The organism is Aeromonas enteropelogenes (genome assembly GCF_020097295.1).
Taxonomy (GTDB): domain Bacteria; phylum Pseudomonadota; class Gammaproteobacteria; order Enterobacterales; family Aeromonadaceae; genus Aeromonas; species Aeromonas enteropelogenes.
In genome coordinates, this window is record NZ_CP083625.1 from 4,069,006 (window position 1) to 4,085,904 (window position 16,899).

The following is a 16,899-nucleotide window of genomic DNA, read 5'->3' on the forward strand; positions in this document are numbered from 1 at the left end:
GCATGTATGGGCACCGTCAGGCAGGCGCACATCATACGCGACGTACAGAGCCGAGCACAGCAGCCAGAACACCACGGAAAAGCCCACGGCGGCGTCTGCGCCACGGAATCCGCGCTCATCCGCTCCCGCCTGCGGGCTTCACTAGGAAATTTTTTTGCAAAAGTGGATTACGGCAAAACCATATACCCAGACCGCGCCAGATAAAGGATCCGCAGAGCATTGAGGATCTGCAAAGAAGGATCTTTTTTGCAGGATTTTACAGCTTAAATATGGCCAAAACAGCAAAAGAAAAACATAAGCCATTGAATATATTTAATATTTTAGAATTACGTGGAAATTGTTAAGATTGGAAATGATCGAGGTGGTACGCCGTCAATGCCGAAAAAATATTATTTATCAGTAAGTTGTCGACAGATTCAATCGATATGAAAAATGCAATTTAGCTACATCCCCCTACGCGAATCAGGCTGATGGCCACTCATCTAGTTGGTGCACACCCTCACCGATCAGAGCTATACCAGAGGCATACAACTCGACGCGCAACAAATAGCCTCATGCAGGCTCAATGCGAGAGTGTTCGTTATACTAAATATGCTCGGTGATTTCGGTTTTTATAAGAGGTATAGTGACGTTTCAACTGGGACAAAGTCCCCTTATCTCTGTAAATGCGAGGCAGTATGATCAGAAGGACCGTAGGTAGAGTAACTATCGAAATACCAGATTCTTTCGAACATGACGGTGAGCTTATCTCACTCTCACAGAGCTCCATTGTAGCCATCACTGATGATGATGGTGACGCTGTAGGCTTTGAGCTGTCTTACGAAATTCCGGGCGGCGGTACCATTGTGAATGGTATATACGAGGAATATGGAGATGTTGTTGTATTGGAAGGCCCGCTGAATGAGCCAGAGGAATATGAGCATCCTGATGATGCCCCTTACGATACGCTGTTCTTGCCACCGGAAGAGTTCATCGATCAGATTTCTATCTATAAAAATTGATCTTCGTGGCGAGTTTTAAATCATAAAAAAAGGGGGGGGGGCGTGCTCTCCCCTTTTTTATAGATAGAGGTAAAGTGTTCCAGTATACGTTGCCTGCAATTCCATCACTGCACAACCATCCATAGAGTAGTGTGCTGACATCGACAACCTAGGGCTAGAGCAAAAACGCCAAAGTCATCTAACCGACGGCGCTAGCCCTTTAAGCTATATAGCCCACCTAAGGAAACATATTTATTACACATCATTAAACAAGGCTTTATTACCCACCAAAGAGAAGACTCTCAGCGAGCAGCTGTCGCCACTCTGTCGCCACTTGGCCAAAAACAAAAAGGCCACTATCGCTAGTGGCCTTCGTAAGTCTTTGATTTTAATGGTGCCCGAGGCCGGAATCGAACCGGCACGACGCGAACGTCGAGGGATTTTAAATCCCTTGTGTCTACCGATTTCACCACTCGGGCACCGCAATCGGTATCAAGTCCGCGTCGCGGGCTTGTCAATATGGAGGCACGTTCCGGAGTCGAACCGGACTAAACGGATTTGCAATCCGCTGCATAACCGCTTTGCTAACGCGCCATGCAAAAGAGAGAAGACTCTCTATTGTCTGAATTTGGAGCGGGAAACGAGACTCGAACTCGCGACCCCGACCTTGGCAAGGTCGTGCTCTACCAACTGAGCTATTCCCGCATTGGTCCGGCTGACTGCCTGACTACGAAGACGCATTCTAGCGATGTTCCTCGCTCAGTCAACCAGAAATATTTAATTAACTGATCGTTCGGGCATTTTTTGCCCTTTTTGAGCAGTTTTAGCGCCTTTGCCAATTTCTTACATCAAATTGCCAGAAAGCGCACATTCCATCTCACCGACTCAAAATCTGGAGTGATGGGTCAGATCACCCCAGGCGGCCTTCATGTACTGGAACATGGACCAGAAGGTAAGCACGGTGGCGACATATAGCAGCACATAGGCGAGCCACACCATCCAGACGTTGTACTGCCAGATAAGACCGGTGAGCGACACCATCTGGATCATGGTCTTCCACTTGCCAATCCAGCTGACCGCGACGGCAGAACGTTTGCCCAGCTCCGCCATCCATTCACGCAGGGCGGAGATGATGATCTCCCGACCAATCATGGTCATGGCGGGGATGGTCACCCAGATAGTGTTGTAATGCTCGACAATCACCACCAGAGCAGCGGCAACCATGATCTTGTCGGCGACCGGATCAAGAAAAGCACCAAAGGCAGTGGACTGATTGAGCTTGCGGGCGAGGTAACCATCAAACCAGTCGGTGGCGGCCGCCAGGATGAAGACGATGGCCGCAGCCAGATAGGACCACTGGTAGGGAAGATAGAACATGATGACGAAGACGGGGATGAGCAAAATCCGGAAAAACGTCAACAGGTTAGGTATGTTTGTCATTATTTTCAGCCACTTCTTGTACGTCGCTACATAGTGCGCCAAAGCCGATTTGCGATGCAACCACGGCGGCGCCCGTCCTGGTCTTGTTAACCCAGCAATCTTCACGAAATGCGGGGTCATTATGGCATTTACGCCCCCTCTTCGTCACGGCTCTTGTGCATCAAGGAGTTAGCGATTTTCCCCGGCTGTCGACCCCGTCGAATAAGCGGCTTCATTCAAGGCTCAGGCTGAGTGCAAGCCATCATGAATGGTCTGGGCCAGCTCCTGGCTGATGCCGGGCACCTTGGCCAGCTCATCAACGCTCGCCCGTTTCACCTCCTGCAATCCCCCCAGGTATTTGAGCAGCGCCTGACGACGCTTGGGCCCGACGCCGGGAATATCCTCCAGGCTGCTGCTGGTGCGGGCCTTGGCGCGGCGAGCACGGTGCCCGGTGATGGCAAAACGGTGGGATTCATCGCGAATGTGCTGGATGAGATGCAGGGCGGGCATATCCGCCGGCAGGTGCAGCTCTTCGTGGCTCTCCCCCATGATCAGGGTCTCCAGCCCGGCCTTGCGCGTCACCCCCTTGGCGATACCCACCAGCAAGGGGTATTTGCCACCGAGAAACTCCAGCTGGCGAGCCAGGATCTCCTCGGCGCGGCGCAACTGGCCGAGGCCGCCGTCGATAAAGAGGATGTCGGGCACCTTGTCCGGCTCCTGAGGCTTGCCAAAGCGGCGCTCCAGCGCCTGCTCCATGGCGGCATAGTCATCCCCCCCCGTGATGCCGTCGATATTGAAGCGGCGATATTCGGAAGAGAGAGGCCCCTCCCGGTTGAACACCACACAAGAAGCGACGGTGCGCTCCCCCATGGTGTGAGAGATATCGAAGCACTCCATGCGGGCGATGGGGGCCTCCAGCTCCAGCAGCTCCTCCAACTGGCTGAAGCGGGCAGTGATGGTGCTCTTGTGGGCCAGGCGCGAGCGCAGGGCCGTCTCGGCATTGATGGCGGCCAGCTTGATGAAGCGGGCCCGCTCGGCGCGGGTACGGCTCACCACCCGCACCTTGTAGCCAGCAGTCTGGCTTAAGGTCTCGGCGATCAGCGCCTCGTCCTCGAGGGCCACATCCAGCAGTACCTCGCTCGGGATCTGCCGTCCCCCCTGCCCCGACAGATAAAATTGCAGCAAGAAGGCCTGCACCACCTCCTCTTGCGGCGTATCCCCCGGCACCTTGGGGAAATAACTGCGCGAGCCCAGCACCTTGCCCTGGCGGATGAAGAGCACGTGGATACAGGCCGAGCCCTGCTCGAAGGCGACCCCCACCACATCGAGCTCGTCCAGCACGTTGCCGCTCACCGACTGCTGCTCGGTGACCCGGCGCAGCGCCTGGATCTGATCCCGGTAGCGGGCGGCCTCTTCAAAGCGCAGATCGCCGCTGGCGGACTCCATCTTGCCTACCAGCTCGCCTATCACCTGCTGGTTCTTGCCCGCCAAAAACAACTTGGCCAGCTCCACCTGCTGGGCATATTCGGCCTCACTCACCAGTCCGGGCACACAGGGTCCGGCGCAGCGTTTGAGCTGGTAGAGCAGGCAGGGACGGGTGCGGTTGGCATAGACGGCATCTTCGCACTGGCGTACCGGGAAGATTTTCTGCATCAGGTGCAGGCTCTCGCGCACCGCGCCGCCGGAGGGGTAAGGACCGAAATAGTCCCCTTTCACCTTGCGGGCACCACGATGAACCCCGATGCGCGGGTGCTGATGGGCGGTGATGATGATCCAGGGATAGGATTTGTCATCGCGCAGCAGCACGTTGTAGCGCGGCTGGTACTGCTTGATGAGGTTGTGCTCGAGGATCAGTGCCTCGGTCTCGGTGTGGGTCACCGTCACCTGAATATCGGCGATCTGGCGCACCAGGGTGCGGGTCTTGATGCTGTCGACGTTGGCCCGAAAGTAGGAGGCAAGCCGCTTTTTCAGATCCTTGGCCTTGCCCACATAGATGACGGTGCCACCGCTGTCATACATGCGATAGACGCCGCTCTGGTGGGTCACTGCGCGCAAGAAGGCCTTGCTGTCAAAGAGGGGCTCGGAAGATAGGGACATCGGCGACTCGACTCAATACAAAGGGGCGAAAACAGGTGCAGTGAACATCAACGGGGAGAGCATACTGCGCCAGGGCGGCAAAAAGCAAAAAGGCGGCACACGCCGCCTTTGTGACCACACATGACCCGGTTACAGGGTATCGGCATCCAGCATACCGTAGCGAATGGCCAGATGGGTCAGCTCCACATCGCCATTGATGCCCAGCTTGCTGAACAGTCGGTAGCGGTAGCTGTTGACCGTCTTCGGGCTCAGATTCAGCTGTTCTGAGATATCGGTCACCTTCTGCCCCTTGGTGATCATCATCATGATCTGCAGCTCCCGCTCGGAGAGGGACTTGAAGGGGTTCTCGTCCGCCGAGGCAAACTGGCTGAGGGCCATCTGCTGGGCGATCTCCGGGGAGATGTAGCGCTGGCCCGAGTGCACCAGCCGGATCGCTTGGATCATCTCGTCAGGTGCGGCCCCCTTGGTCAGATAACCGGCGGCCCCCGCCTGCATCACCTTGGTGGGGAACGGATTTTCTGAATGAATGGTCAGCACTATGATGCGCACATCGGGGCGGATCCGCAGGATCTTGCGGGTCGCCTCCAGGCCGCCAATACCCGGCATGTTCATGTCCATCAGGATCACATCCGGATGGTGCTGACGACAAAATGCCACCGCGGTTTCCCCGCTCTGTGCCTCGCCCACCACCTTGATCCCGCGTACATCTTCCAGAATGCGTCTTATCCCTGTACGCACCAGCTCATGATCATCGACCAGGAATACATTTATCACCCAAACACCCCGTTCTTATCTCGTTATTGCCGCCCGGTTAGGGTTAACAGGGCGTCTTGCATCATAACCAAACTCGTCGCTTTGGCAAACTACGCAGACCAAAAGTTTGAGAATGTGCATTAATGACGTTTTAAATCAAATAATTATATAAATAATCAAAACAAAAAACGGTGTCTCGCGACACCGTTTTTCCATTTTGCTGGCAATGCATTCAGCTGGCCAGGAAAGCACGCACCTTCTCCAGATCCGCCGGGGTATCCACCCCGACCGGCGGCGCCTCGAGGGCCTGGGCGACGTGGATCTTCTCCCCGTACCAGAGCACCCGCAGCTGCTCCAGCGCTTCTACCTGCTCCAGTGCACTCGGCACCCAGTCCACATAACGCTGGATGAAACCGGCACGATAGGCGTAGATGCCGATGTGGCGCTGATAGTGCGGGCCAATCTGCTCGTGGCCCCCAGCAGCGCGATCACTAGCAGCAAAACGGTCCCGATCCCAGGGAATGCTGGCCCGGCTGAAGTAGAGGGCGTAGCCATCCTTGTCGGTGACCACCTTGACCGCATTGGGGTTGAATGCCTCCTCCGCATCCTTGATGGGCACAGAGAGAGTCGCCATCGGCGCCGTAGCGGCGGCCAGGTTATCAGCCACCTGACGGATGATGGCGGGCGGGATGAGGGGCTCATCCCCCTGTACGTTGACGATGATGGTATCGGCAGCAAAACCGTAGTGGCGGCACACCTCGGCGAGACGCTCGGTACCGGACTGATGATCCGGTGAGGTCATGCACACTTCGGCGCCCATGCCTGCCGCGACAGGTGCCAGCGCCTGTGCCACCCGCTCGTCATCGGTGGCGACGATCACCCGCTCGGCGCCGGATTGCAGCGCCTTCTCCACCACATGTTGCACCATGGGCTTGCCATGGATATCCGCCAGCGGCTTGCCCGGCAAGCGGGTCGAGGCGTAGCGGGCAGGGATCACGACCACGAAGCTCATGATGGCAGCTCGTCGCTGTTGAGGGGACGGGCGCGGTTTTCCAGCAGCACGGGGATCCCCTCCTCCAGCGGATAAGCCAGCTTGTCAAAGCGACAGACCAGCTCATGGACAGCCTTGTTGTATTGCAGTTTCCCCTTGCAGACAGGGCAAGCGATGATGTCGAGCAATTTGATATCCAATGCCAAAACGATACTCCTTCAACAATGTCGAGCAGATAGGCCCGGCAAACAATGTGTCGAGCAAGCGCCTTGCCCGGCAAGGGAAGATGCCGGACAAGGTGATAATCCCTTCAGGGGCAGAGCAAGCCTGCCGTTTATTCTCTGGCGCCGGCAGCAGCGACAGTGGCCGACTTGGCCTGAGCCAGCTTTTGCAACAAGGTGTCCAGCAAGGAGGCGGGCAGTTGGGCGCTCACCGGCAGATACCACCAGTTGTCCCGGGCAAACGGGCGGCACTTGACCGCATCTTTTTCCGTCATCAACAGGGGGCGTTGGCCAAAACGGGCGACAAGTTCATCGCGATCAAACGGATGGTGATCCGCATAGCCGACGCTTTGCTGCAGCTCATAGCCAAGCCCGGTCAGGGTCGCAAAGAAACGGGGAGGATGGCCGATCCCCGCAAGGGCATCCACGGCGCGCGGCAGAGGGTCGGCAAGCGGGGCATCGTCGCACACCCGTCTCGGCCCATCGGCGATCAGGCTCATGGGATACTCCCCTTTGGCCGGCTCGCCACCATTGCAGATGATGGCATCCACACGCTTCAAGCGAGTCACCGGTTCGCGCAGCGGCCCCATGGGCAGCAGGCAGCGATTGCCAAATCGGCGCGCGCCATCCACCACCACCAGCTCGATGTCGCGGGCCAGCGCATAGTGCTGCAGGCCATCGTCGGTGATGATGATGTCCACCTCGCCGCTTTGCTCGAGCAGCCTGACCGCATCGGCCCGCTTGGGGGCCACCACCACGGGGCAGCCGCAGCGCCGGGCAATCAGGACAGGCTCATCGCCAGCCTGCGCCGTGGTGCTGGCAGCATCAAGCCGGTAGGGGTAATGGGGCGCCTTGCCGCCATAACCGCGACTCACCACCCCTGGCTTGTAACCGCGCGCCTGCAACTGTTCCACCAGCCAGATCACCACCGGGGTCTTGCCGTTGCCCCCCACAGAGATATTGCCCACCACGATGACGGGAACGCCGGCCCGATAGGCCTTGCGCCAGCCACGTCGGTAGGCGTAGCGGCGGGCACCGCTGATGATGGCAAACAGCAGGGCAAAAGGAGCCAGCCACCAGCGCCAACCGCTTTTGCCATACCAGAGTTGCTCCATCACTCCTTGTGACCCGCAGCCTGGTTGCCAAACTGGATGGCGCGCAGCTGGGCATAGGTGCCTTGCTGGGCCATCAGGGCATCGTGGTTGCCGCGCTCGACGATATGACCCTCGTCGATCACCAGGATCTCGTCCGCCTTCTCGATGGTGGAGAGGCGGTGGGCGATCACCAGGGAAGTACGCGCCTTGCATAGCTCGTCGATGGCGGCCTGGATATGGCGCTCGGATTCGGTATCCAGCGCCGAGGTCGCTTCGTCCAGCAGCAATACCGGAGCATCGCGCAACAGGGCGCGGGCGATGGCGATACGCTGACGCTGGCCGCCGGAGAGGGACGCACCGTTCTCACCGACCACAGTGTCGTAACCTTGCGGCATCTTGCTGACAAACTCGTCGGCGTGAGCGATGCGGGCCGCCTGGCGGATCTCGTCGCTGCTGTAGCGGTCCTCCGCCGCGTAGGCGATGTTGTTGGCCACCGAATCGTTGAACAGGTGGACATGCTGGGAGACCAGGGCGTACTGCTTGCGCAGCTCGCTCAGTTGGTACTCGCGGATGTTGATGCCGTCCAGCAGGATCTCCCCCTGCTCGATGTCATAGAAGCGGGTCAGCAGGCTGGCAATGGTGCTCTTGCCGGAGCCGGAGCGCCCCACCAGGGCCACGGATTTACCCGCCTCCACCTTGAAGCTGACGTTGTGCAGCGCCGGAGTGTCCTTGGTCGGATAGGTAAAGGTGACGTTGCGAAACTCGATTTCGCCGCGGGCACGCTCCAGAGTACGGGTGCCGGTATCCTGCTCCGGCTCGGTATCGAGCAGGCCAAACAGGCTGTGGCAGGCGGTGATGGCGCGCTGGAACTGGTTGTTGACGTCGGTCAGGCTTTTCAGCGGCTTGAGCAGCATCATCATGGAGGTGATCATGACGGTAAAGGTACCGGCAGTCAGCTCGCTGCGCACGCTGTCGATAGTCGCCACATAGAGGAAGGCGGCCAGGGCGATGGAGGCAACCATCTGGACGATGGGGCTGCCGATGGCATCCGCCGCCACCATCTTCATGGTCTGCTGGCGCATGTTGTTGCTGACCTGGAAGAAGCGTTTCTCCTCCACCTTCTGGCCACCGAACATCAACACCTCTTTATGCCCCTTGAGCATCTGCTCGGTGGAGGTGGTGATGTCTCCGACCGCCTGCTGGATATGGCGGCTGATCTTGCGAAAACGACGGCTGATGAGGCCGATGATGATGCCCACCAGCGGCCCCACCACCAGGAAGATCACCGACAGCTGCCAGGAGTGATAGAACATCAGGCCGAGCAGGCCAATGACGGTCGCCCCTTCCCGCACCAGCGTCACCAAGGTGGTACTCGCGGCCGAGGAGACCTGGCTCGCATCATAGGTCACTTTGGAGAGCAGGTGACCGGTGTTCTGCCGGTCGAAGAAGCTCATCGGCATCGCCACCATGTGATTGAACACCTGCTGCTGCAGTCGCATTACTACGTGGTTGCCGACCCAGGCCATGCAGTAGTTGGAGAGAAAGTTGGCGAGACCGCGCAGGGCGACGATGCCGAGCACGAAGAAGGGCATCCATTTCAGCACGGTGGCATCGTTGCCATTGATCCCCTGATCGATAAGCGGCTTGATGGAGTAGACGAAGGTGGTATCGACCGCGGCATAACCCAGCATGCCGATGATGCCGCCAATGAGGCCCAGCTTGCGATCTCGAACATAGCCGAGCAGGCGTTTGAATACTGGCCAGCTCTCTTGTGAGGTTTCTTGTTGCATGAATAGCCGTTAGTAATGGAAATGACGGGCTATTCTAGCCAAAGCTTGGGCTTCCACCAAGCATCCCCATCTCGATAAAGGGCCTGGCACGATAAAAAGCGGATCAGGGCGCAGGCCAGAGCCCGGGTCGCCACCAGGCGCCATCACGCCGATACCAAGGGCCCCGGCTGCGCTCGGCACTGACCATCAAGCCTTCTCCCTCAGGCTGGATCAGGATGGCACCATGCAGCCCCGTAACCCACTGGCGGGCGGCCCGATAACGCGCCACCACTTCGGGGCGGGGAAACCTCCACTGGTTCATGAAGCCTGCGCTGTGCACGACGTAGCGAGGAGCGACCACCGCGACAAAGGGCGGCGTGGAAGAGGTGCGGCTGCCATGGTGCGGACTCACCAGCAGGGTGCTGGCAAGCCCCTCCCCTTCCAGCGCTACCAGCCGCTGCTCAGCCTGGCGTTCGATGTCCGCGCTCAGCAGCACGCTGGTGTGCCCGTCGCGGATACGCACCACGCAGCCATCGTTGTTGCGCCCGCCCCCGGGATGTTCGGGCCAGAGCACAGAGAAATCGAGCCCCTGCCAGCGCCACTGCTGCCCCCGCTGGCAAAGCGACGTTCGTTCGTCGAACCGATGGGAAGAGAGCTCGCCACGTACCATCAGGGTGGTGAGCAATCGCTGGCGGTTGCCGGCATGATCCCTGTCCTTGTGGCTGAGGATGAGGCGATCGATGACCCGGATCCCGAGCCGGCTCAGCTGGGGCAGGATCACCGCGTCCGCCATGTTGTAACCGCCCGGGTAGCGATCGCCGGTGTCATAGAGGATGGCCCGATCCCCCTTGCTGATCAGCACCGCCAACCCCTGTCCCACGTCCAGCACCCTCAGCTGCCAGCGCGCCTCGGTGGGCCAGAGTGCAAGCGCCATGGCCAGTACGCCAGGCAACCAGAGCCAGCGGGCCGGTGGCCATCGCCAACCCGCCCAGAGCAAGAGCAGCAGAGAACACAGGGGCAACCACCTGTGGGGCAGCGGCCACCACAGTTGCAACCGGGCCGCCAGCCAGGCCAGCAGACTCAGCACCCACTCGAGCCCAAGATCCGCCAGCCAGAACAGCCCGTAAGCCAATGGGGCAGCAAGCGGCGCAAGCAGCACCCCGATCAGGGCCAGCGGTATGATGGCGATGCAAAAGAGCGGCACCGCCAGCAGGTTGATCACCATGGCCAGCGGCGCTATGCCCTCGAACAGCGCCAACTGCAGGGGTAACAGACCGAGCAGCAACCAAAGCTGGATCTGCCAAAGCCCGGGGCGGGCATGGCAATAGCCTACCAGCAGCAAGATGGCCACCGCCAGAAACGAGAGCCAGAACCCCGCCGAGTAGAGGGCGAAGGGATCCCACAATACCAGCACCACAAAGGCCCACAACCAGATGCGATAGGCGGGCCACTCCCGCCGGCACCAACGTAGCAGACTCCACACCAGCACCATGATGAGTGCCCGCTCGGTTGCCACAGCAAAGCCCGCCAGCCAGCTGTAAGTCGCCGCAAACAGCAATGACGTGAGGATGGCGCCACGCAGCCCGAACAGGCGGCCAAGCCACCAGCCCAGCACGGCCACCAGGGCAATGTGCTGACCCGAGATGGCGATGATGTGAGTGATGCCGCTGCCGCGAAACAGGGTCCACTGCTCATCCGTAATCCCGCCTTGCTCGCCAAAGGTGAGCGCCGCCAGCAGGGGGCCATGGGTGAGCGGGCGCCAGCTTGCCTCGGCCGCCGCCAGCCAGCGTTCGCGCCAACCCGGTGGCATCGGCTGAATGTCGATGATCCGGCGCAAGTTGCCGGTAGCGGTGATCCCCTTGCCCAGCAGCAGGCGACGACCGTCCATCCCCGCCTCATTGGCAAGCCCGTGTGCCGGTTTGAGGGAGCTGACCAGGGTCAGCCGGCTGCCCGCCGTCAACGCAGGCAGCGCCTGGTAAGCATTGACTCGCACCAGAGGCGCGGGCCAGAGCGGTTGGCCGTCGAGTTGCTCCACCTGCAGCTGCAGGCGCACAAATTTATCGCCCTCGGGCTCTGCACTTTTCAGCTGTGCGGTTATGATGTGGCTCGCCTGATCTCCCAGCAAGTTCAGCCAGGCCAGTCGATACGACAGATTGGCCTGCATCCAGAGGATGCCGAACAGGAGAAACAGCAGCCGCCAGGCACGATAATATGCAAGGGGAAGCAGCAGGGACAGCAAGAGTCCCCCCCATGCGAATGAAGGTAACCATGGCCAGAGCAGTGAGGAGCTTGCCCCCAGGGCAAACGACAACAGACGCAGATCCATGGAGCAAGTATTTAGCAAGGTTACGATATGCCCAAACGACTCATACAGCGCTGGATGCCCGATCAGCAAAGCCTGAAAGAACACAAGCACTTGCGCCTGTTTGGCAAGCTGCTGCTCGATGCCAACCTCTGGCATCTCAACCGGCGCTCCGCCGCGGGGGCCTTTGCGGTGGGCCTCTTCATGGCCTGGGTGCCCCTCCCCTGCCAGATGCTGCTGGCCGCCGGGGGCGCCATCCTGTTTCGGGTCAACCTGCCCCTCTCGGTGGCCCTGGTCTGGCTCTCCAATCCCATTACCATGCCGCCACTGTTTTATGGCGCCTACCTGACGGGCTGCCAATTGCTGGGTCAGCACGCCCAACCCATCGACATCGAATTCACCTGGGCCTGGCTGGTCTCGGTCTTTGAAACCGTGGCCCCGCCGCTGCTGCTGGGCTCCCTGGTGCTGGCACTGCTGAGCTCCCTGATTGGTTATGCCCTGATCCGCACCTTCTGGCGGATCAGCACGGTGCGCCAGTGGCAAAAACGCAAGGTGGCGCGGGCATGCTGAGCGGCTGGCTTGAACGCCTCAAGATAAACCCGGACACCCTGCGCCAGCAGAAGTGGTTTGCCCTGTTTGGTGAGCGCCTGCTCAACCCGGCGCTCTGGCAGACCCAGCCCCGGGCCCTCGCCGGCGCCGTGGCCGCAGGCATCTTTGCCTGCTGGTTTCCCATCCCCATGCATTCGCTGATCGCCGTCGCGCTGGCACTGGCCTTTCGCCTCAATCTGCCGCTGGCCCTGCTGGCAGTCTGGTTCAACAATCCGTTGACCCTGCCCTTCATGTATCTTTACGCCTATCGCACCGGCTGTCTGGTGCTAAGCCAGCCGCCGGAGCCCTTCCACCTCACCTGGACGCTCCACTGGCTGGAGCAGGAGGCGGCCACTCTGGTCCCTCCCTTCCTGCTCGGCAGCCTGCTACTGGCCATCATCACCGCCCTGCTCGGGGGCCTGCTGACCCTGCTGGCACTGCAACTGAAACAAAAGTTGGCTCAGCGCTAGCACAAACCGCCGTCATTCCGTGCCGAAGACAGGCCGCCATGGCCCGTCTTGCCTTCATCTGACTCTCCCGCCACACTCCTTGTAAGCCGTTGTTTCCTGCACACAATACGAAACAAGGAGGCCACCATGGCCGACCCGCTGATCCTGGCCTATGCCGATGGCAAGCCCCTCACCCTGCTGCCCGCCATGGCCAATCGCCACGGTCTCATCACGGGGGCGACCGGCACCGGCAAGACGGTCACCCTGCAAGTGCTGGCGGAGGGCTTCTCCCGCCTCGGGGTACCGGTGTTTCTCGCCGATGTGAAGGGGGATTTGAGTGGCCTTGGCGCCGCCGGTGCTGGCTCGGCCAAGCTGGATGCCAGGCTGGCACAACTCGGCATTCCAGCCCCCAACTTTGCCGCGAGCCCGACCCTGTTCTGGGATCTCTTTGCCGAGCAGGGGCACCCGGTGCGGGCCACCATCTCCGACATGGGGCCTTTGCTGCTCTCCCGCCTGCTCGGTCTCAACGATACCCAGAGCGGGGTGCTGGAGCTGGTGTTCAAGGTGGCGGACGACGAGGGGCTGTTGCTGCTGGATCTCAAGGACTTGCGAGCCATGGTTCAGTTTGCCGGGGATAATGCCAAATCCCTCACTACTCGTTACGGCAACGTCTCCACTGCCTCCGTCGGGGCCATTTTGCGCAACCTGCTGACCCTGGAGAGCGCCGGCGGCGATCACTTCTTCGGCGAACCCATGCTGGACATTCAGGATCTGCTGCAGACCGACGAGGCGGGTCACGGTCATATCAATGTGCTGGCGGCGGGCAAGCTGACCCACTCCAGCCGCCTCTATGCCTGCTTCCTGCTCTGGCTGCTCTCCGAGCTGTTCGAGCAACTACCAGAGGTGGGGGATCCCGATAAGCCGGTGCTGGTGTTCTTCTTCGACGAGGCGCACCTGCTGTTCAACGACGCCCCCAAGGCGCTGCTGGAGAAGATCGAGCTGGTGGTGCGGCTCATCCGCTCCAAAGGGGTGGGCGTCTACTTCGTCACCCAGAGTCCGGCCGACATTCCCGACAGCGTGCTGGGGCAACTTGGCAACCGGGTGCAGCACGCCCTGCGCGCCTTTACCCCAAGCGATCAGAAGGCGGTGCGGATCGCCGCCAACACCCTGCGCGCCAACCCGGCCTTCGATGCGGCCGGCGTCATCACCGAACTCGGCGTCGGCGAGGCACTCATCTCCCTGCTCGACGAGAAGGGGCGCCCCGGCGTGGTGGAGCGTGCCTTTATTGCCCCGCCGGCCAGCCGGATCGGGCCCCTGAGCGAAGCAGAGCGACAGAACCTGATCCAGGGCTCATTGCTGCATGGCCGCTACGAGACGCCCGAGGATCGCGAATCCGCCTTCGAGCGTCTCAACGGGGGCAAGGCGATAACCACAAGCGAGCAAGGCAACGAGCCGTCATCCAACGGGGAAGGCGGGCTGCTCGATGCCCTGAACGAGATATTGTTTGGCCGCACCGGCCCCCGTGGTGGCCAGCATGACGGCGTGGTACAGACCGCCGCCAAGAGCGTGGCCCGCACCATAGGCAACGAGGTAGGGCGCCAGCTGGTACGCGGGGTGCTCGGCTCTCTCTTGGGGGGCAGCAAACGGCGACGCTGACGCAACCAAAAGCGACGGATACAAAAAAGCCCGCTGGGTCTCCCCGGCGGGCTTTTGTCTGGCCTGGCGCCATCACGACCAACTTGTCACAGCACCTTGGCGATGGCATCGCACAGGGGATCGATGTTGGCACGGGTGATCCCGGCCACGCTGATCCGGCCGGAGCCAACGATGTAGATGGCGAACTCGCTCTTGAGGCGCTCAACCTGATCTTTACTGAGGCCGGAGAAGGAGAACATGCCATTCTGCTCACGAATGAAACCGAAATCCTGGTTTACGCCACGGGCAGCCAGTTTTTCCACCAGCAGCTCGCGCATCTCGCGAATGCGCACCCGCATGGCGGCCACTTCTTCCACCCACTCGGCATAGAGGGCCGGATCGCTCACCACGGCGGTGACCACCGCCGCACCGTGTGACGGCGGGTTGGAGTAGTTGGCACGAATGACGGTCTTGACCTGGGTGAAGGCCACCTCGGCGATCTCCTTGGTCGCGCTGACCAGGGTAAAAGCGCCAACCCGCTCGTTGTAGAGGCCGAAGTTCTTGGAGAAGGAGCTCGCCACCAGCAGCTCGTCGTGGCACTCGGCGAAGATGCGCAGACCCTCGGCGTCCTCCTCGATACCGCGGGCAAAACCCTGATAGGCAAAGTCAAACAGCGGCAGCCAGCCGGCGGCGGCACTTTGTTTGGCCAGGGCGCGCCACTGATCAGCGGTCGGGTCGATACCGGTCGGGTTGTGGCAGCAGCCGTGCAGCAATACCAGATCGCCGGCTTGCGCCTCGGACAGGGACGCCTGCATGGCAGCAAAATCCAGTCCCTTGGTCGCTGCATCGTAGTACTTGTACCACTTGACAGTCAGGCCGGCGGCCTGGAACACGCTGACGTGGTTGGCCCAGGTGGGATCGGAGATCCAGACGGTCTTGGCGAGATTGTTGCGCACCACAAACTCGGCGGCGATGCGCAAGGCACCGGTACCACCCGGCGCTTGGGCAGTCTTGGCGCGGCCACTGTTGACCAGAGGGGAGTCCTGCCCGAACAGCAGCTGCTGCACGATGCGACCGTACTCGATATTGCCTTCAATACCGAGGTAATTCTTGGTCTTCTCGTCGGTCAAGAGCTTCTGTTCGGCTCGCTTGACGCAATGAAGGATAGGGGTGGCACCGGTCTCATCCTTGTAGATCCCTACGCCCAGATTGATCTTGTGGCTGCGAGTGTCAGCGCGGAAGGCTTCGGTCAGGCCCAGGATCGGATCCGCTGGGGCGGCAACAACCTTTTCAAACATGGTATTCCCTGTATTCCGTTGATGGCTTGGATGGCAAAGCATGGTGGCAAACAAAAGCGCCCATCCTGCGAGCGCTTCGTCAGCTCTTTATATCACTGCGTTCAAGGAGGGAAAACCGCTTTTTAGCCCATCCGTGCGGCGATTTCAGCCGACGGCATGCCAGCTGGTGGCCAGCGCGCACACTTCGGCAGACAAACCACCATTGGATTCAACCAAAGCGCTACAAACTGCCAACAAAGACTTGGGCAGACGGCTCGTCTCCCAGGGCCGGCTCTCCGTCAGCGGCTGGCCATAGGCGGCCATGATGGGAGAGAGGGAAACGGGCAACCACCAGCTGGCCGGACGCCCGAGACGCTGGGCCAGCGCCTGGACCCGATCCACCCCGGCGGGGTCGAGGGCGGTGAGATGGCTCCACTGCACATTGGGCGGCAGGGCCGCCACGATTTGTTGCAGGGTCGAGTGGGCCGTGGCCGGCGCCCACACCAGCAGAGTGCCATCCGCGAGGGGAAGTTCGGCAAAAGCGCCGATGCAATCCGTGCTGATCACCCGCAAGAGCTCCCCCTCCCCCCACAGGATCTTGCCAAGCCCGGCCAGGGTGCGTTCCGGCAGGGCCACCTCCCCCAAGGTCTGCAACCAGGGCGCCGCATCGAGCAGGGTACCGCCACTGAAAAACAGGCTGAAGGGGGCAGAGGCGCGCAGGCGCAGCAGCTGATCGCTGCAGAGCCGGATCCCCTTGTCCTCGAAGTCGATCTGCTCGACCGGACTGAACCCCGTCCCAGACTTGCGATAGAGGGCCGCCAGCACCTGCTCGTTGACCAGCTCCCCCAGCTGCCACCCCTGGGCGTGCAGCCACTCCTCGGGAGCTGGTGGCGCCGTGGCGATCTCCGCCAGCATCAGCTCACGGGTCAGATAGCGTCGCCCCGCCGGCGTCAGCTCATAGTGGTGATTGCCGAGGGCCAGCAACAGCTGGTTGTCCCTGAGCAGGCCCACCAACGGCTGCCATTGGCGGCCCCGGATCGCCAAGGGCGAATGTTCCAGCAGCTGCCGGGCCAGCTCCCGCCATTCGGGGTGACGAAAATCGATCACTTGCACTCCATCCCTGTGTCGCAACGAGAGCCGGAAATTAACTGATCTTGTGAGCCCCGGCCAAGCCCGGTCGGGGCAATCCGTGACTCAGCGCATGAACAAAGGAAGGCTGGCAACAAGAATGGGCCCGGCGCCGCCCTCCCCATCCAGGAAGCCGGCAACCCTTGCCCCAAATAAAAAACCCGCCTGCAGGCGGGTTTTTTATGAGTTCGACGGG

The 16,899-nt window shown here is 60.6% G+C and carries 14 protein-coding genes and 3 tRNA genes; 4 read left to right on the forward strand and 13 right to left on the reverse strand.

Features of this window, described 5'->3' with window-relative positions; translation table 11 throughout:
* The first annotated feature begins 677 nt into the window (after positions 1-677).
* Positions 678-1,001, forward strand: a complete 324-nt coding sequence (locus LA321_RS18775; protein WP_156140866.1) for a hypothetical protein — start codon at positions 678-680, stop codon at positions 999-1,001.
* A gap of 371 nt (positions 1,002-1,372) precedes the next feature.
* Here the strand turns inward: LA321_RS18775 and LA321_RS18780 are convergent.
* The 11 genes from LA321_RS18780 to LA321_RS18830 form a co-directional block, all read right to left on the reverse strand.
* Positions 1,373-1,459: transfer RNA gene (locus LA321_RS18780), tRNA-Leu, on the reverse strand.
* A gap of 41 nt (positions 1,460-1,500) precedes the next feature.
* Positions 1,501-1,574, reverse strand: a tRNA-Cys gene (locus LA321_RS18785).
* 35 nt (positions 1,575-1,609) lie between these two features.
* A tRNA-Gly gene (locus LA321_RS18790) sits at positions 1,610-1,685 on the reverse strand.
* A gap of 180 nt (positions 1,686-1,865) precedes the next feature.
* On the reverse strand, positions 1,866-2,420 hold the full coding sequence (gene pgsA / locus LA321_RS18795; protein WP_026457115.1) for a CDP-diacylglycerol--glycerol-3-phosphate 3-phosphatidyltransferase: 555 nt from the start codon (positions 2,418-2,420) through the stop codon (positions 1,866-1,868).
* Between the two features lie 222 nt (positions 2,421-2,642).
* Positions 2,643-4,496, reverse strand: a complete 1,854-nt coding sequence (gene uvrC, locus LA321_RS18800; protein ID WP_042069841.1) for an excinuclease ABC subunit UvrC — start codon at positions 4,494-4,496, stop codon at positions 2,643-2,645.
* A gap of 129 nt (positions 4,497-4,625) precedes the next feature.
* The gene (uvrY, locus tag LA321_RS18805; protein WP_026457117.1) at positions 4,626-5,270 is read right to left on the reverse strand and encodes a UvrY/SirA/GacA family response regulator transcription factor; all 645 of its coding nucleotides are present in this window, start codon (positions 5,268-5,270) and stop codon (positions 4,626-4,628) included.
* Positions 5,271-5,481: 211 nt separating this feature from the next.
* Positions 5,482-6,261 (reverse strand): 3-deoxy-manno-octulosonate cytidylyltransferase, encoded by a 780-nt coding sequence (kdsB, locus tag LA321_RS18810; RefSeq protein WP_042069843.1) that lies wholly within the window; start codon positions 6,259-6,261, stop codon positions 5,482-5,484.
* On the reverse strand, positions 6,258-6,446 hold the full coding sequence (locus LA321_RS18815; RefSeq protein ID WP_026457119.1) for a Trm112 family protein: 189 nt from the start codon (positions 6,444-6,446) through the stop codon (positions 6,258-6,260). Before LA321_RS18815 ends, kdsB begins: the two co-directional genes overlap by 4 nt.
* Positions 6,447-6,574: 128 nt before the next feature.
* A complete protein-coding gene (gene lpxK, locus LA321_RS18820; protein ID WP_042069845.1) occupies positions 6,575-7,579 on the reverse strand; it encodes a tetraacyldisaccharide 4'-kinase in 1,005 nt (334 codons plus the stop codon).
* The gene (gene msbA, locus LA321_RS18825; protein WP_042028667.1) at positions 7,576-9,345 is read right to left on the reverse strand and encodes a lipid A ABC transporter ATP-binding protein/permease MsbA; all 1,770 of its coding nucleotides are present in this window, start codon (positions 9,343-9,345) and stop codon (positions 7,576-7,578) included. The genes lpxK and msbA overlap by 4 nt, the downstream gene beginning before the upstream one ends.
* 103 nt (positions 9,346-9,448) lie before the next feature.
* Entirely contained in the window at positions 9,449-11,650 is a 2,202-nt protein-coding gene (locus LA321_RS18830) for a DNA internalization-related competence protein ComEC/Rec2 (protein WP_042069847.1), read from the reverse strand.
* A gap of 27 nt (positions 11,651-11,677) precedes the next feature.
* On the opposite strand from LA321_RS18830, the gene LA321_RS18835 reads away from it, so the two are divergent.
* From LA321_RS18835 to LA321_RS18845, 3 genes are all read left to right on the forward strand, one after another.
* A complete protein-coding gene (locus LA321_RS18835) occupies positions 11,678-12,196 on the forward strand; it encodes a DUF2062 domain-containing protein (RefSeq protein WP_026457808.1) in 519 nt (172 codons plus the stop codon).
* Positions 12,190-12,684: a DUF2062 domain-containing protein gene (locus LA321_RS18840; RefSeq protein WP_042069848.1), complete on the forward strand. Its 495-nt coding sequence runs from the start codon at positions 12,190-12,192 to the stop codon at positions 12,682-12,684. Before LA321_RS18835 ends, LA321_RS18840 begins: the two co-directional genes overlap by 7 nt.
* A gap of 126 nt (positions 12,685-12,810) precedes the next feature.
* Entirely contained in the window at positions 12,811-14,319 is a 1,509-nt protein-coding gene (locus LA321_RS18845; protein WP_042069849.1) for a helicase HerA-like domain-containing protein, read from the forward strand.
* An 86-nt stretch (positions 14,320-14,405) separates the two neighbouring features.
* Here the strand turns inward: LA321_RS18845 and LA321_RS18850 are convergent, their stop codons facing one another.
* Entirely contained in the window at positions 14,406-15,596 is a 1,191-nt protein-coding gene (locus LA321_RS18850) for an amino acid aminotransferase (RefSeq protein ID WP_042069850.1), read from the reverse strand.
* A 144-nt stretch (positions 15,597-15,740) separates the two neighbouring features.
* Positions 15,741-16,682, reverse strand: a complete 942-nt coding sequence (locus LA321_RS18855) for a hypothetical protein (protein WP_042069853.1) — start codon at positions 16,680-16,682, stop codon at positions 15,741-15,743.
* Positions 16,683-16,899 lie beyond the last annotated feature (217 nt).

Excerpts from the sequence above, each read along its gene's own strand:
- LA321_RS18850 (WP_042069850.1), bottom strand. The coding sequence starts at position 15,596 with ATGTTTGAAAAGGTTGTTGCCGCCCCAGCGGATCCGATCCTGGGCCTG.
- uvrC (WP_042069841.1), bottom strand. The coding sequence starts at position 4,496 with ATGTCCCTATCTTCCGAGCCCCTCTTTGACAGCAAGGCCTTCTTGCGC.
- LA321_RS18845 (WP_042069849.1), top strand. The coding sequence starts at position 12,811 with ATGGCCGACCCGCTGATCCTGGCCTATGCCGATGGCAAGCCCCTCACC.
- LA321_RS18840 (WP_042069848.1), top strand. The coding sequence starts at position 12,190 with ATGCTGAGCGGCTGGCTTGAACGCCTCAAGATAAACCCGGACACCCTG.
- msbA (WP_042028667.1), bottom strand. The coding sequence starts at position 9,345 with ATGCAACAAGAAACCTCACAAGAGAGCTGGCCAGTATTCAAACGCCTG.
- kdsB (WP_042069843.1), bottom strand. The coding sequence starts at position 6,261 with ATGAGCTTCGTGGTCGTGATCCCTGCCCGCTACGCCTCGACCCGCTTG.
- LA321_RS18835 (WP_026457808.1), top strand. The coding sequence starts at position 11,678 with ATGCCCAAACGACTCATACAGCGCTGGATGCCCGATCAGCAAAGCCTG.
- pgsA (WP_026457115.1), bottom strand. The coding sequence starts at position 2,420 with ATGACAAACATACCTAACCTGTTGACGTTTTTCCGGATTTTGCTCATC.
- LA321_RS18830 (WP_042069847.1), bottom strand. The coding sequence starts at position 11,650 with ATGGATCTGCGTCTGTTGTCGTTTGCCCTGGGGGCAAGCTCCTCACTG.
- LA321_RS18775 (WP_156140866.1), top strand. The coding sequence starts at position 678 with ATGATCAGAAGGACCGTAGGTAGAGTAACTATCGAAATACCAGATTCT.